This window comes from Sphingosinicella terrae, from assembly GCF_003347635.1.
Lineage (GTDB): Bacteria > Pseudomonadota > Alphaproteobacteria > Sphingomonadales > Sphingomonadaceae > Allosphingosinicella > Allosphingosinicella terrae.
On record NZ_QDFY01000001.1, the window covers coordinates 401,935 to 416,454 of the forward strand.

15 protein-coding genes are annotated in these 14,520 nt (G+C 69.2%); 7 read left to right on the plus strand and 8 right to left on the minus strand.

Features of this window, described 5'->3' with window-relative positions:
- Position 1 precedes the first annotated feature (1 nt).
- Positions 2-1,456: a glutamate--tRNA ligase gene (gltX, locus tag DDE10_RS01925; protein WP_284734382.1), complete on the minus strand. Its 1,455-nt coding sequence runs from the start codon at positions 1,454-1,456 to the stop codon at positions 2-4.
- Between the two features lie 60 nt (positions 1,457-1,516).
- Between gltX and DDE10_RS01930 the strand changes: the two genes are divergently transcribed.
- Positions 1,517-3,646 carry a ComEC/Rec2 family competence protein gene (locus DDE10_RS01930; RefSeq protein WP_114951025.1) on the plus strand — a complete coding sequence of 710 codons (2,130 nt, stop codon included), beginning with the start codon at positions 1,517-1,519 and terminating at the stop codon, positions 3,644-3,646.
- A 46-nt stretch (positions 3,647-3,692) separates the two neighbouring features.
- Here the strand turns inward: DDE10_RS01930 and DDE10_RS01935 are convergent, their stop codons facing one another.
- The 5 genes from DDE10_RS01935 to DDE10_RS01955 form a co-directional block, all read right to left on the minus strand.
- Positions 3,693-3,986 carry a TFIIB-type zinc ribbon-containing protein gene (locus DDE10_RS01935; RefSeq protein WP_114951026.1) on the minus strand — a complete coding sequence of 98 codons (294 nt, stop codon included), beginning with the start codon at positions 3,984-3,986 and terminating at the stop codon, positions 3,693-3,695.
- A 210-nt stretch (positions 3,987-4,196) separates the two neighbouring features.
- Complete coding sequence (locus DDE10_RS01940) at positions 4,197-4,598, minus strand: endonuclease domain-containing protein (RefSeq protein ID WP_114951027.1); 402 nt, start codon at positions 4,596-4,598, stop codon at positions 4,197-4,199.
- Between the two features lie 91 nt (positions 4,599-4,689).
- On the minus strand, positions 4,690-5,358 hold the full coding sequence (gene lexA / locus DDE10_RS01945) for a transcriptional repressor LexA (RefSeq protein WP_114951028.1): 669 nt from the start codon (positions 5,356-5,358) through the stop codon (positions 4,690-4,692).
- A gap of 54 nt (positions 5,359-5,412) precedes the next feature.
- Entirely contained in the window at positions 5,413-6,003 is a 591-nt protein-coding gene (locus DDE10_RS01950) for an anthranilate synthase component II (protein WP_114951029.1), read from the minus strand.
- 49 nt (positions 6,004-6,052) lie between these two features.
- Positions 6,053-7,996 (minus strand): peptidyl-prolyl cis-trans isomerase, encoded by a 1,944-nt coding sequence (locus DDE10_RS01955; RefSeq protein WP_114951030.1) that lies wholly within the window; start codon positions 7,994-7,996, stop codon positions 6,053-6,055.
- Positions 7,997-8,161: 165 nt separating this feature from the next.
- On the opposite strand from DDE10_RS01955, the gene tpiA reads away from it, so the two are divergent.
- From tpiA to DDE10_RS01975, 4 genes are all read left to right on the plus strand, one after another.
- Complete coding sequence (tpiA, locus tag DDE10_RS01960) at positions 8,162-8,914, plus strand: triose-phosphate isomerase (protein WP_114951681.1); 753 nt, start codon at positions 8,162-8,164, stop codon at positions 8,912-8,914.
- 130 nt (positions 8,915-9,044) lie between these two features.
- Complete coding sequence (gene secG, locus DDE10_RS01965; RefSeq protein WP_114951031.1) at positions 9,045-9,464, plus strand: preprotein translocase subunit SecG; 420 nt, start codon at positions 9,045-9,047, stop codon at positions 9,462-9,464.
- A 183-nt stretch (positions 9,465-9,647) separates the two neighbouring features.
- Complete coding sequence (gene pyrG, locus DDE10_RS01970) at positions 9,648-11,285, plus strand: CTP synthase (RefSeq protein ID WP_114951032.1); 1,638 nt, start codon at positions 9,648-9,650, stop codon at positions 11,283-11,285.
- A 114-nt stretch (positions 11,286-11,399) separates the two neighbouring features.
- The gene (locus DDE10_RS01975) at positions 11,400-11,864 is read left to right on the plus strand and encodes a DUF3833 family protein (RefSeq protein WP_114951033.1); all 465 of its coding nucleotides are present in this window, start codon (positions 11,400-11,402) and stop codon (positions 11,862-11,864) included.
- 18 nt (positions 11,865-11,882) lie between these two features.
- On the opposite strand, the gene DDE10_RS01980 is transcribed toward DDE10_RS01975, so the two are convergent.
- Positions 11,883-12,179, minus strand: coding sequence for a hypothetical protein (locus DDE10_RS01980; RefSeq protein WP_114951034.1), 297 nt, complete (start codon positions 12,177-12,179; stop codon positions 11,883-11,885).
- 400 nt (positions 12,180-12,579) lie between these two features.
- On the opposite strand from DDE10_RS01980, the gene DDE10_RS01985 reads away from it, so the two are divergent.
- Positions 12,580-12,822 carry a Rossmann-fold NAD(P)-binding domain-containing protein gene (locus tag DDE10_RS01985; protein ID WP_114951035.1) on the plus strand — a complete coding sequence of 81 codons (243 nt, stop codon included), beginning with the start codon at positions 12,580-12,582 and terminating at the stop codon, positions 12,820-12,822.
- 151 nt (positions 12,823-12,973) lie between these two features.
- Here the strand turns inward: DDE10_RS01985 and DDE10_RS01990 are convergent, their stop codons facing one another.
- Positions 12,974-13,579: a helix-turn-helix transcriptional regulator gene (locus DDE10_RS01990; protein WP_114951036.1), complete on the minus strand. Its 606-nt coding sequence runs from the start codon at positions 13,577-13,579 to the stop codon at positions 12,974-12,976.
- A gap of 323 nt (positions 13,580-13,902) precedes the next feature.
- Here DDE10_RS01990 and DDE10_RS01995 point away from each other — a divergent pair, with 323 nt between their 5' ends.
- Positions 13,903-14,430, plus strand: a complete 528-nt coding sequence (locus tag DDE10_RS01995; protein WP_114951037.1) for a hypothetical protein — start codon at positions 13,903-13,905, stop codon at positions 14,428-14,430.
- Positions 14,431-14,520: the final 90 nt, after the last annotated feature.

Genomic DNA, 14,520 nt, shown 5'->3' on the forward strand with positions numbered 1-14,520 from the left:
CTCAATTTTCCTTCCTGGTCATCTGGTCGGCGATGCGCGCGAGGCTTTCCTCCCTCCCGAGCAACGCAAGCACGTCGAAGATACCGGGCGAGGTCGCCCGCCCGGTGAGCGCCGCCCGCAGCGGCTGCGCCACCTGGCCGAGCTTCACCGCTCGTGCCTCAGCCACCTCCCGCACGGCCTGCTCGCTCGTTTCGGCATCCCACGTCTCCAGTCGCCCGAGGGCGTCGTGTACGAGGGCGAGCAGGTCCCGCGCGTCGCCGTCTAGCAAAGACGAGGCCTTCTCGTCCATGTCCAGCGGGCGCGGCCTGAACAGGAAGAGGGCGCCGTCGGCCAGCTCGTTGAGATCCTTCGCACGTGGCGTCAATTGCGGCATCGCCCGCGCGAGCAGATCGATGTCCCTCGCGTCGAGCCCCCGGCGGAGCGCGCCCTCCACCTTGTGGTCGATCAGGCTGGCAAGGCGATAGGGATCGGCAGCGCGGATATAATGGGCATTGAGATGCTCGAGCTTCTTGGTGTCGAAGCGTGACGGCGACCGGCCGACATGGCCGAGATCGAACCAGCTGACCGCATCGTCGCGGGCGATGATCTCGTCGTCGCCATGGCCCCAGCCGAGCCGGAGCAGATAGTTGAACAACGCCTCGGGCAGGATGCCGAGCTCGTCGCGATAGGTCTCGACGCCGAGCGCGCCGTGCCGCTTCGACAGCTTGGCGCCATCCGGGCCGTGGATCAGCGGGACGTGGCCGTAGACCGGCTCGGGCCAACCCATGGCGCGGACGATGACGAGCTGGCGGAAGGCGTTGTTGAGATGGTCGTCGCCGCGGACGACGTGGGTGACGCCCATGTCGTGATCGTCGACGACGACGGCGAGCATGTAGGTGGGCGAACCGTCCGAGCGAAGCAGGATGAAGTCGTCCAGCTCGGCATTCTGGACCGCGACCCGGCCCTGGACCTGGTCCTCGATCACCGTCTCGCCTTCGCGGGGCGCCTTCAGCCGGATGACGCAAGGCTGGTCGGCCGGCGCCTCGCCGGCGCCGCGCTCGCGCCAGGGGCTCTGGATGCGGAACGGCCGGCGCTCGCGCTCGGCGTCGGCGCGCGCGGCGGCGAGCTCCTCGCCGGTCATGTAGCAGCGATAGGCGTGGCCGGCCTCGAGCAGCTGGTGGGCGACCTCGGCATGGCGCTCGGCGAAATGCGACTGAAAATAGGTCTCTCCATCCCAGTCGAGGCCGAGCCAGCTCATCCCGTCGAGGATGGCGTCGATCGCCGCCTGGGTGGAGCGCGCCTTGTCGGTATCCTCGATCCTGAGAAGGAAGCGGCCGCCATGATGGCGCGCATAGAGCCAGTTGAACAAGGCGGTGCGCGCTCCGCCGATGTGCAGGAAGCCGGTCGGGGACGGCGCGAAGCGGGTGACGACTTGGCTTGCGCTCACGCAGGCTTTCTCCAAGGATGCACAGGTCATGGCGACCGGGGACGCGAGGGGCCCTAGCATAGGGAGTCAGCCCGGCGGAAGCCGGCAGCCATGAGCACGCTCGCGCCGGCGAAAACAGGCCCCTCTCTCGCAGCGCGCGCGGCCCTGGCGGCCCGGGGCCTGGCCGCGTCGATGGAGCGCCGATTCGAGTCGGAACGCGACCAGCTGCCGCTCTGGCTGCCGGTCGGCCTCATCCTCGGCATCGCTCTCTATTTCTGGCTGCCCGACCGAAACGGCTGGATCGCGGTCCTTGCCGGCGCGGCGGCGCTCGCGCTCGGCGCGGGCGCCTTCGCCGGCGCGACGCGTGCCGGCCGGGCCCTGTGCCTGTTCGCCATCGCCGCGGCGATCGGCTGCGGCCATGTCTGGTGGAAGGCCGAACGGGTGACGGCGCCAAGACTGGCACGGGATGGGCTCGTCGAGACGACGGCGCTGGTCGTGAGCGTGCAGCGAATGGCTGCCGAGGGGACGCGGCGGCTGGTCGTCGCCCCCGACGATCGCGCTCTGGCCGCCCGGCTGCGGGTCAATGTCGACGAGGAGGACGTGCCGGCCGGGCTCGACGCCGGCGCCCGGATCCGGCTGCGCGCCTGGATGATGCCGCCGCCGCCCATGGCCGCGCCCGGCGCCTACGACTTCGCCCGCGCCGCTTGGTTCCAGCAGCTCGGCGGGACCGGACGGGCGCTGGAGATCGAGATCGTCGCACCGCCCGATTCGCGGGGGTGGCGCGCCCGGATCGCCGGATGGCGGGACGCGCTCGCCAGTCATGTCCGCGACTCGATCGGCGGCGGCGCCGAGGGGGGAATCGCCGCGGCCCTGGCGACGGGCGACCAATATGGCATTCCCGAGGAGGATGCGGAGGCGATGCGCCGATCCGGGCTCGCCCATCTGCTGTCGGTGAGCGGCCTCCATCTTACCGCTGCGGTCGGCGCGGTGATGTTGCTCACGTTGAAGCTGCTCGCGCTCAGCCCGGCTCTTGCGCTGCGTTTCCGCCTGGTGGTGATCGCCGCATTCGCCGGAGCGGTCGCCGGGATCGCCTATACCTTGCTCACCGGCGCGGAGGTGCCGACGGTGCGCGCCTGCATCGCCGCCTTGCTCGTCCTCGCCGGCATCGCCCTCGGCCGCGACGCGCTGACCCTGCGCCTCGTCGCGGTCGGCGCGCTCGCCGTCCTCCTGCTCTGGCCCGAATCGCTGGCCGGTCCGAGCTTCCAGCTGAGCTTCGCCGCTATCGTGGCGATCGTCGCGCTGCACGAGAATCCGCGTATCCAGGCCTTGCTCTCCCGCCGCGACGAAGGCGCCGCCGCGCGGACGGGCCGCTTCCTGCTCGGCCTCGCGCTGACCGGTCTCGCGGTCGAGCTCGCGCTGACGCCGATCGCCCTGTTCCATTTTCACCGCTCCGGGCTGTACGGCGCCGCGGCCAATATCGTCGCCATCCCGCTCACCACCTTCGTCATCATGCCGCTGGAGGCGCTCGCTCTGCTGCTCGACCTGGTTGGCCTGGGGGCGCCGGCCTGGTGGCTGACCGGGAGGGCGCTCGCCTTCCTGGTCTGGCTCGCCCATGCGGCGGCGAACGCGCCGGGGGCGGTGGCGCTGCTGCCGGCAATGCCGCGCGGCGCCTTCGCTCTGATCGTTGCCGGGGGCTTGTGGATCTGCCTGTGGCGAACCGGATGGCGCCGGCTCGGCATCCTTCCAGCCGCGATCGGTGCCTTATGGGCGTTCAGCGTCCCGCCGCCGGACGTCATCGCCACCGGCGACGGCCGGCACCTCGTCCTGCGCACCCCGACCGGGGGCCTCGCCTTGCTGCGGCCCAAAGCCGGCGACTATGTCCGCGAGACGCTGGCCGAGCTGGCCGGGGCCGAGCCCGAATATCGCGAGCTCGAGGGGCTGCCGACCGTCGCCTGCAGCCCGGAGCTGTGCGCCGTCTATGTCGATCGTGTCGGCCGGCGCTGGCGGATCCTGGTCACCCGCTCGCGCCATTTCGTTCGCTGGGACCAGATGGTGCGCGCCTGCGCCGCCGCCGACATCGTCATCGCCGACCGCCTGCTGCCGCGCGCCTGCGCGCCGCGCTGGCTGAGGGCCGACCGCGCTTTCCTGCGCCGCACCGGCGGCTTCAGCCTGACGCTCGGCGAACGGCCGCGGCTGGCGACCGTCGCCGGCCAGGTCGGCCGTCACCCCTGGGCAGATTGATCCCGGGGAACGGCCGACTCTGTCCGCTCGCGCGAGCGTCGCGAGGTCAGTCGAACAGCTCCTCGAGGAAGGACTTGCGCCGCTTCTTGTGGCCGTAATGATAGTCGCGGTCATGATCGTGGCGGCCCGGACGCGGCTGATGCAGCGGCGGCGCGCTCTGCTGAGGCGGCGGTGGCGGCGCCAGATCGCGGGCGCTGCGCTCGATGATCTTGTCGAGCTCGCCTCGGTCCAGCCAGACGCCGCGGCATTGCTGGCAATAGTCGATCTCGACTCCCTGGCGCTCGCTCATGACGAGCGGCACGCGGCAGACGGGACAGTTCATGGCGGGATTGTCGGTCATCGAAGGCTCCTGATCCGTGTCGTGTCACCGGTCGGCGCGCCAACGGAAGAGAAGACGCCCCGAGCATGGCTCCGCGGTCCGACATCGCAGCGTAGACGCTGCCAGAGGGGCCCGGTCCGCAGAGTCTAGCTAGGGACGGGCGACGGGAGGCGCAAGGCGGGGGAGGCGGAGGCCGGCTGGTACAACGCCAGGAGATCAGGCTGAAACGCGCTACGGCACTCCCTTGTTAAGCCCTCCCCTTGATGGGGAGGGATGGGTGGGGTGGCGCTCCTGCAAGGTTTCGGCAATCGCGATTGCGACGCCGTCGTCGTTGCCGAGCACATCGCTGTTCCAGAATCGAACCACGCGATAGCCTTGACCATTGATCGTCCGCGTCCGGCGACGATCCTTCTCGCCCCCATGCTGGCCGCCATCGACTTCGATCACGAGCCGAGCGCGATGTGACACGAAATCCGCGAAGAACCGCCGGATCGGCGCCTGGCGCCGAAAATGCATGTCCCGAAAATTGGCGCGCAGGAGGTTCCACATGGCCTTCTCGGCCTCGGTGGGAATGCTGCGGAGTCCGCGGGCTCGCGCTGTACTGCCTTCTGGAGGGCGGTATTTGACCATCATTCCCGACTCCGGCGCTCACCCCACCCAAACCCTCCCCATCAAGGGGAGGGCTTAGGAGGGGAGGGGAGGGAACGAAAGCGCCTCCGCCCCCTCAATATCTCCGCAGGAGTCCGGCCAGCTTGCCCTGGATCTTGACCTGGTTGGGCGCGTAGCGCTGCGGGTCGTAATGGCGGTTGGCGGGGTCGAGGCGGATCATCTGGCCTTCGCGCCGGAAGGTCTTCAGCGTCGCTTCCTCGTCGTTGATCAGCGCGACCACGATCTCGCCGTCGCGGGCGGTGTCCTGGCGGCGGATGAGCGCATAGTCGCCGTCGAGAATGCCTTCCTCGACCATCGAATCGCCCGCCACCTCCAGCGCATAATGCTCGCCCGGGCCGAGCAGGGCCGCGGGGACGGGCAAGGTCTCGGAGCCCTGCAGCGCCTCGATCGGCGTCCCGGCGGCGATCCGGCCGTGAAGCGGGATGTCCATGATGTCGTTGGCGGCACGTGGCAGGCTCTGCGAAACGCCCGCCTGGCTGCCGACGCCGGCGGCGGCGCCCGGAGCCTTGGTCTCCGGCATCCGCAGCACCTCGAGCGCTCGGGCGCGATTGGCCAGCCGGCGAATGAAGCCGCGCTCCTCCAAAGCGGAGATCAGCCGGTGGACGCCGCTCTTCGACTTGAGGTCGAGGGCGTCCTTCATCTCCTCGAACGAGGGCGACACGCCGGTCTCGGACAGGCGCTCGTTGATGTACAGAAGAAGCTCGTGTTGCTTGCGGGTCAGCATGTCGGTCCCCCTCTGGAACGTATACGGAACGTGTACGGAACAGGGAGAAGGCTGTCAAGCGCCTGCGATTTCGGCCTCTCGCGCAAGCTCCAGGAAGCGTCTCAGCAGGGCATGGCCATGCTCGCTGGCGATGCTTTCCGGGTGGAACTGGACGCCGTGGATCGGCAGCGCGCGGTGGCGCAGGCCCTGGATCGTCCCGTCCTCGGCGGTGGCGTTGACGAGGAGCGAGTCCGGCAGGTCGCCGGGATCGAGCGCGAGCGAATGATAGCGGGTCGCGGTGAACGGCGAGGGCAGGCAGGAGAAGAGGCCGGTACCGTCGTGGCGGACCGCGCTCGTCTTGCCGTGCATCGGTGCCGTGCGGACCAGCCGGGCGCCGAAATGCCGGCCGATCGCCTGGTGGCCCAGGCAGACGCCCAGCAAGGGCCGCCGCGCCGCCGTGCAGGCGGCCACGACGTCGAGCGAGATGCCGGATTGCTCCGGCGTGCCGGGGCCGGGCGAGATCAGGATGGCGGCGGCGCCGCTCGCCAGCGCCTCGGCTGCGGTCAGCGCGTCGTTCCGCTCCACCCGCACCTCGGTTCCGATCTCCTTCAGATACTGGACGAGGTTCCAGGTGAAGCTGTCATAATTGTCGACGACCAGGATCATCGCGCGACGGGCGACGGGCGGGCGCAGGGAAGGGGCGCCCGCGCCGTCCTTACTCCGCCAGGCCGCCGACCAGCCGGCGGCGCGCGGCCTCGATCGCCTCGGGATTGCGCTCGACCTCGGCGCTGCGCTCGAGCGCACGGGCGAACTGCTCGGCCATCTCGGCTGCCGCCGAGCTGGTGAACTCGTTGCGCGTGGTCGCGATCAGCTCGGGCCGGCTCGAGGCGTCTCCGGGCGTGCGCTGGGCATGGTGGACGACGAACCAGCCGCGGCCGTTCGGCGCCGGGATCACCTGCGCCCGGCCCTGAGGCAGGCTGAACAAGGTGAGCAGCGGCGGCGGCGTCTGCGTGCCCGCCCGGCTGATGTCGAGGCGCTGCATCTCGAGCGCTTCCGGCGCCGGCATGCGCGGCTGCGCCTGGGCGAAGGCTTCCGCCGGCGCCATTCCGCCGTTGATGCGCTGGGCGATCTGGTCGGCAATCGCGCGCCCGCGCTCGAGCGCCCGCTGCTGGATCAGCTCGGCACGGACCTGGTCGCGGATCCGGGGCAGCGGCGGCGGTGCGGCCGGCACCACCCGCTCGATCCCGACGAGGGCGTAGCGCTGGTTGGGCTGGATCTGCTCGACCACCGGCTCGGGATCCTCGGCATCGATCTCGAACGCGCTGCGCAGCAGCGGCTGCAGCTCCGGCGGGACGGTGAAGGGCTGGTCCGGCGACTGGCCGGTCTCGGTGATCGCCGGGGTCGTGACGATCTGGAGCCGCTCCGACTGGGCCGCTTCCTCGAGGCTCGCGCCGTCCGCTATCCGTTCCTCGACACGGCCGACGACCCCGGCGAGCGCCTCGGCGAGCTTGCGCTGCTCGATCGCCTGGACGATCTCGGCGCGCACCGTCTCGAGCGGCCGCGCCGGGCTGCGGTTGATCTGCTCGACCCGGGCGACATGGAAGCCGAGCGGGCTGCGGATCGGGCCGACGACGGCGTCCTGGGCCGCGGCGAAGGCGGCATTGGCGACCTCGGGCGTGGTGATCCCGGCGAATTGCTCGCGGGTCTGATTGGCCGAGCTGATGTCGGCTTCGCTGAAGCCGGCCGCCTGGGCCGCCGCGACGAAGCTGGTGCCGCCGCGAACCGCCTGGACGAAGCGTTGCGCCGCCGCCTGGTCCGGAAGCACGATCTGCTGGAGGTCGCGGGTCTCGCGCGGGCCGTAGGTGGCGGCATTCTGCTGATAATGAGCCGCGATCTCCTGGTCGGTGGCGCGCACCTGTGCGGCGACCTGCTCCGGCCCGATCATCGCATAGCGGATGACTCGTCGCTCCGGGACGACGAATCGGCCGCGGGCGCGCTGATAGAAAGCGGTGACTTCCGCATCGGTCGGTTCGATGCCGGCCTGGAGAAGCTCGGTGGGGACGACGCCGATCGTGCCGCGGCGGCGCTCGAGCAGCAGATCGGCGTAGGAACGGGCAAGGCCTTCCGGTACCGCGGCACCGCGCGCGATCGGGCCGAGCAGCTGCCGCTGCATCAGCGATCGGGCGATGTCCTGGCGCAGCTGCGGCTCGGTGATGTTCTGCGCCTGCAGCGCCTGGCGCATGATGCTCGCGTCGAACTGGCCGGCGACGTTGCGGAAGCCCGGGATGTTGACGATCTCGCGGTCGATCATCTCATCGGAGACGGTGAGGCCCTGATCCTGGCCGAAGGCCTGCACCGCCAGCGCCAGCACCAGCTGGTCGACGATGGGGGTGAAGGCCTGGCCGACGAATTCCGCCATGCCGAGGTCCGGGCGCTCCTGGCGCGCCCGCCGATATTCGCGGCTGATGACGTCGTTGACCTCCTGCTCGGTGAGCGTTCCGCTCGCGGCCCGCGCCAGCGGCGTGCCGGAGCCGCCGCCGGAAAGGCTGCCCAGGTCGCCAATGCCGCCCGTGCCGAATCCGGTCACCACCATGGCGAGCAAGGCGAGGAACAGAATCGCTCCGGCGGTCCAGGAACGGAAGCGACGGGTAGCAGCCATGGATGAAGGTCCTCGAAACGGTTTCGCGGCTCATAGGAAAGCCGCCGGGCCGCGGCAAGCTCGGGCCGGTCGGAGCCGTCCGACCGCGGATCCGCCGCCGACATTCGCCTCTCCCGTTTTCCGGCGAACCCGCTTATGCGGCATCGGATCAATCGAGGAGGATCGATGCACGTCCGCCGCAAGCTCGTCGCCGGCAACTGGAAGATGAACGGCAACCTGGCCCAGCTCGCCGAGCTGCACGCGATCGCCGAGGCGGCCCGTGCCGCGGGCGGCGTCGACGTCGCCGTCTGCCCGCCTTTCACCCTGATCGCCCCGGCGGTGACCCGGGCCGGCGGCGCCATCGTCATCGGCGCCCAGGATTGCCACGCCGAGGAGAGCGGCGCCCATACCGGCAACGTCTCGGCCGCGATGATCAAGGAGGCCGGCGGCCGCATGGCGATCGTCGGCCATAGCGAGCGCCGCGCCGAGCAGCAGGAAAGCGACGTCGCCGTGCGCGGCAAGGCCGTCGCCGCGCTGCGTCACGGCTTCGTCACCATCGTCTGCGTCGGCGAGAGCGCGCTCGATCGTGCCGCCGGCAGCCATGTCGACGTCGTCGAGCGTCAGCTCGAAGGCTCGCTCCCGGACTCGTGGGAGGAGGGCGAGCTCGTCCTCGCCTACGAGCCGATCTGGGCGATCGGCACCGGCAACGTCGCCACACCCGCCGACATCGGCGAAATGCATGCGGCGATCCGCCGTCACCTCGTCGGCCGTTTCGGCGATTCCGGGCAAAGGACCAGGATCCTCTACGGCGGCTCGGTCAAGGCCGACAACGCCGCCGAGATCTTCGCCGTGGCCGATGTCGACGGCGCCCTCGTCGGCGGCGCCAGTCTCACTGCGGACCTTTTCGTCCCCATCATCGAGGCCGCGGCGCGGTCCTGAGACGGGTGCTCGTCCCCGCGCTTTTGCCGGGCCTTCGCCGCGCGGAGGCTCCTGCGCTAACCCCGCCCTTGAGAAGCGTCCTGCGATACCCTAAGTCGCGCGCCGACCTGCCTTTCCGGAAAGCCCCCGCATGTTCACCTTCATCCTCATCGTCCAGACGCTCGTCGCCATCGTGATGATCACGGTCATCCTGATGCAGCGTTCGGAGGGCGGCGGGCTCACCGGCGGCAGCCCGTCGGGACTGATGACTGCGCGCGGGGCGTCCGATTTCCTGACCCGCACCACGGCGATCAGCGCGACCATCTTCGTCATCCTGTCGATCGTTCTCGCCGCTCTCGCCGCCGGCACGCGCGGCCCGCGCGAGATCGATCCGAGCCTGGCGACGCCGGCGCCGGCGCCCGCTGGCTCTCCCACGGAGCGGCAGTCGAGCCCGTTCACGCCGAACCCGCAGGCCGTTCCCGGCGCCCAGCCCGGCACCCCCGCCGCGGCGCCCGCGACGCCGGCCGCGCCCGCCCAGGGCAATCAGAGCGGCGTTCCGATCGCGCAATAGGTTTCCGATTTCCGCCGGCCTCGCTTCCTCGATCGCGGCGGCGGAAGGCCCGAAACCCGGCATATTGCGGCCGGAAAGGCCGCCTTTCCCTCGGGCCGAGCCCGTTCACGCCCTTTATCCGGAATAAAAAATCGATTCGGCGGCTTGCCCGAATCCTCGCCCTCCGCTTAAGCCTGCCCTCCCATGGCGCGGTTCATTTTCATCACCGGCGGCGTGGTCTCATCTCTTGGCAAGGGCCTGATGGCCGCCAGTCTGGCGGCGCTTCTCCAGGCGCGCGGCTACAAGGTGCGGCTGCGCAAGCTCGATCCCTATCTCAACGTCGATCCGGGGACGATGTCTCCCTATCAGCACGGCGAGGTCTACGTCACCGACGACGGTGCCGAGACCGACCTGGATCTCGGCCATTACGAACGCTTCACCGGCGTGCCCGCACGCCAGAGCGACAACGTCACGTCGGGCCGGATCTACCAGGGAATCATCCAGCGCGAGCGGCGCGGCGACTATCTCGGCGCGACTGTCCAGGTGATCCCGCACGTCACCAACGCGATCAAGGACTTCATCCGGGCCGACATTGATCCGGAATGCGACTTCATCATCTGCGAGATCGGCGGCACCGTCGGCGACATCGAATCGCTGCCCTTCATCGAGGCGATCCGCCAGTTGAGGAACGAGGTCGGGCGCGGCGACACCGTCTCGATCCACACCACCCTCGTCCCCTATATCGCCGCCGCCGGCGAGCTGAAGACCAAGCCGACCCAGCACAGCGTGCGCGAGCTGACGTCGCTCGGCATCCAGCCGGAGATCCTCGTCACCCGCTGCGATCGGCCGCTGCCGGACAGCGACCGGGCCAAGATCGCCTTGTTCTGCAACGTCCGGACCGAGGCCGTCATTCCCGCGCTCGACGCCGCCAGCATCTACGCGGTGCCGGCCCAGTATCACGAGGCGGGGCTGGATTCGGAGGTCCTCCACGCCTTCGGCATCGACGACGCGCCGACTCCGGATCTGGCCCGCTGGGACGACGTGCTCGACCGGCTGCTCAATCCGGAAGGCGAGGTGACGATCGGCGTCGTCGGCAAATATGTCGGCCTGCAGGACGCCTATAAGAGCCTGACCGAGGCGCTGGTCCATGGCGGTCTCGCCAACCGGGTCAAGGTCAACATCAAGTGGCTCGACGCCGAATTGTTCTCGAGCGCCGAATCCGAGATCGCGGCGGCGCTGGAGCCGATGCACGCCATCCTCGTCCCCGGCGGCTTCGGCGAGCGCGGCAGCGAGGGCAAGATCGCCTCGGTCCATTTCGCCCGCGAACGCAAGGTGCCCTTCTTCGGCATCTGCCTCGGCATGCAGATGGCGTGCATCGAGGGCGCGCGGAACACCGCCGGCATCGAGGGTGCCGGCTCCTCCGAGTTCGGCGAATGCCACGAGCCGGTGGTCGGCCTGATCACCGAGTGGATGAGCGCGGAGGGCTTGCAGAAGCGCGAGGCGAGCGGCGATCTCGGCGGCACCATGCGGCTCGGCGCCTATGAGGCGAAGCTGGCCGGCAACAGCGTCGTGCGCTCCATCTACGGTTCCGACACGATCAGCGAGCGCCATCGCCACCGCTACGAGGTCAACATCCACTACAAGGAAGCGCTCGAACAGGGCGGCCTCGTCTTCTCCGGCATGAGCCCCGACGGCGAGCTCCCGGAGATCGTCGAGCGGCCCGACCATCCCTGGTTCATCGGAGTCCAGTTCCACCCCGAACTGAAGTCCAAACCCTTCGATCCCCACCCGCTCTTCGCCAGCTTCATCCAGGCGGCGGTGAAGCAGAGCCGGCTGGTCTAGCCACGGTCCGCTCCGGCGCCCGCTGGTGCTGGCCAGGACCAGCGCGCTCGGTTAGCCTGCCCGCAAAGGTCGCGGCGACGATCGCGGTTGCAGGGAAGGGGGCGCTTCTTGGGCATGCTGGCATTCATTGGCGCGCTGCTGGTCGTCCAGTCGGCGGCGCCGCCGCCTCCCGAGCACTTCTTCGTCGGCCGCATGGAGAGCGTCGGCACCGTCGACATGATCCTGTCGCGCCCGCACCGGGTGCGCGTGCGCACCCAGGGCCGGATGGCGCGGGACGGCGCCCTGATCATGGACCAGGTGGTGGAGGAGGAAGGCAAGCCGCCGCGCAGCCGCAGCTGGCGGCTGGTGCGAAGCGGCCCGAACCGGTTCACCGGCACCGTCACCGACGGCCGTGGGCCGGTGACCGGCGAGATGGAAGGCAATGTCCTTCGCTTGCGCTACCGCACCAATCAGAACATCTCGGTGGACCAGACCATCACCCTGCATCGCGGCGGCCGAACCGCCCACAACCGGATGACCTTCCGCCGCTTCGGCCTCACCGTCGCCACCTATGAGGAGACGATCCGCCGGGTCGACTGATCGTGGTATCGGGACGCTTCAGGCGGCGCTGCGCGCATCGACCTGCGCTTCGTCGGCGATCGGCGAAGGCACCCGCTCATAGTCGCCGCCGCCTGCCGGTCCCGAAGCCATCTCCGCGGACTTGCGGACATGCATGTAGGGGACCCAGACGTCGCCGAACGCCGAGCGTTGGTACCAGACGTCGAGCACGTCGTAGGACGTCCAGAAGCCGTTCACGTCCTGCAGGCGGACGCCCTCGCCGATGCGCGGCACCGCGACGAAGCGGATCGTCTGCTGGGTCTGGGTGGTCTCGTTCTGGACCTCGATTTCGAACACTTCGCGTCTCCGTGAAGGCAAAGCCGGATCCGCCCTCGACGCCGACGGCGCCACCGCCGGCCGATTCGGCGGTCGGGCACAGGCCGCCATTGTCGTGACGTCGGCGTAAAGGAATCGCTAACGATCCGTGTGAGATGAAGGGGTGCCGTTTCGGGACGATGGCCCGGATGGCGCGTCGGCATGCGGCCTTCGGGCGAGGCAAACAATCGGCGCGGCGGGACTATAGGCGAAAGCGAGCGCCGGTCCGGGCAAGGAGATGACGAGTTCATGGCGCGGCTTGACCCACCCAGGCGGCTCACCAATATTGGTGATGTTCGCTGGTTTATTTCCCCTGGATGCCAAAGCGCCTCGACGTCGGGCGCGCAGGCGAGGGCATTCGGATTCGATTGCGCGGTTGGCCATGGCACTCGCTGAAGAGATGAAGCGCGCCGCGCAGGCGCCCGGGCTCGACCCCTCGCTCAAGACTCTGCTTCAGCGCGCCTCCGACATGCTCGGCCCCGGCGGCGACGATCCGTGGGTCAATATCGTCCGTCACGAGCTCGAGAGTGTCGCGCTGATGATCGAGGCCGAGGTGGCCGTCTGGCCGGAGGATGTCGATCGGCTCCGCTCCCTCGCCGCGCGAGTCCGCGGCCGGATGCCCTGACCCCGAGCCGATCGCTACCCGTGGCCGAAGGTTCTCCGGGACCGGTATGTCTCGGCCAGCTTCCCGCTGCGAGTGCGAGCCGCGGCGAGCCCCGACTGCGTTGGATCAGCGTGCTTGCGGCGGCGCGAGGGTTCGCTGACGGCGAGGGCCTTCAGATCCTGAACGGCTGCACCTTCGCGAACAGCTTCTCGCGCGAATTCACGTCGAGCTTCGCATAGATGTTGCGAATGTGGGTCCGCACCGTCTCGATCGAGACGCCGAGATCACGGGTCAATCTATCGGCGTCCTTGCCCGTGAGCAGGGCCAGCAGAACCCGATGCTCGGCGGCGGTCAGTCCGAACGCCTTGTCCAGGTCATAATATATGTCGTGATCGTCGGAGTCGGTGCGCGTGATCTGGATGCCGAACATCACCGTTTCGCCGCAGTCGAGGCGCCGGGCGCGGATCAGCAGGTGACCGGCGCCGCTCGCCAGCGGCATGCAATAGGTGATCAGATCCGGCCCGCTCCGGCTGACCAGCGCCGTCAGCCGCGCGTGATGGTCGGGATTCTCCAGTGTCAGGAAGCCGCCGCGGTCGTCCAGCTCCGTCGTCTCGCGGAAGAGATCGCTGGCGCGCTGGTTCGTCCAGAGCAGCCTCAACTCCTCGTCGACGATGGCCATGGGCCGGATATGCGCGTCCAGGCAGGCAAGCGCGGCGGTGGCGACGGCGATGTGGCGCTTGCCGGCGGCGATCGAGCCGGCGATCTGATAGTCGTTCAAGCCTGCCCCCCGTGCGGACCGGCCGGACAGGCCGGCTCTTTCCCCAATCAAACACTTAAACTGTTAATGCCGGTTTAACCACCGCAAAATCGGTTGATTCGCGCCTGTAACGAACGGCTGCGCCCCCGTCCCACTTTGAGCCGGCGTGCCCGCCGCCGCCGCTATCGGTGTGGTCTCATCAATTCTGAGGATGCGCCAACCCGGCGAGTCGCGGTAATTCTTTGTTTACGTTTTGGGGGGGGAAGCACGTTTCGACGCGCATCTCCCGATCGCCGACGGCAGCTTACGCCCTCGCCTCCGCCGGCCAGTATTGGGGAAGACAGATGCGTATCGCACTTGCGGCGCTGGCCGTTCTTGCTTTGCCTGCGTCCGCCGCAGCTGCCGACATCGAGAATGTCCGCTCGCTGGACCTGGCGGTGCAGGGAAGGATTTCCGAGCGCTGCCAGATGGGCAGCATCTCCGACATGGACTTTGGCAACATCAATCGCGCCGGCCTCGGGGCGACGGCGCGGGTCGAGCTGAGCTGCAACATTCCCTTCAACATGAGCATCCAGGCCCGCAACGGCGGTCTCGCGCATCTCCAGATGCCGTCGGGCCAGGGGCCTTATTCCGGCACGCTCCCCTACACGATCGGGGTGATGATGCCGGTCCGCCGCCCGCAGGCGTCGGTCGTCGAACGCACGTTCGAGGGCCGCGAACTCAGGGGCGCCGGACGCACGATCTCCAGCGAAGGCGGCATCGCCACCGACGGGCTCGCTCTGAGCGTCTCGTTGGGACGGCCTTCGGGAGAAGCCGGACTTCTGGCCGGCGAATACGGGGAGACGATCGAGATAACGATCACGCCCAGCTGACGGCGGCGGCTCTCTCCGCACGCCCGAGAAGTGAAGTTGAGACGGCCTCCCCGGCAATTCCGCCGGCCGGCCACTGAAGAGGGAAGACAG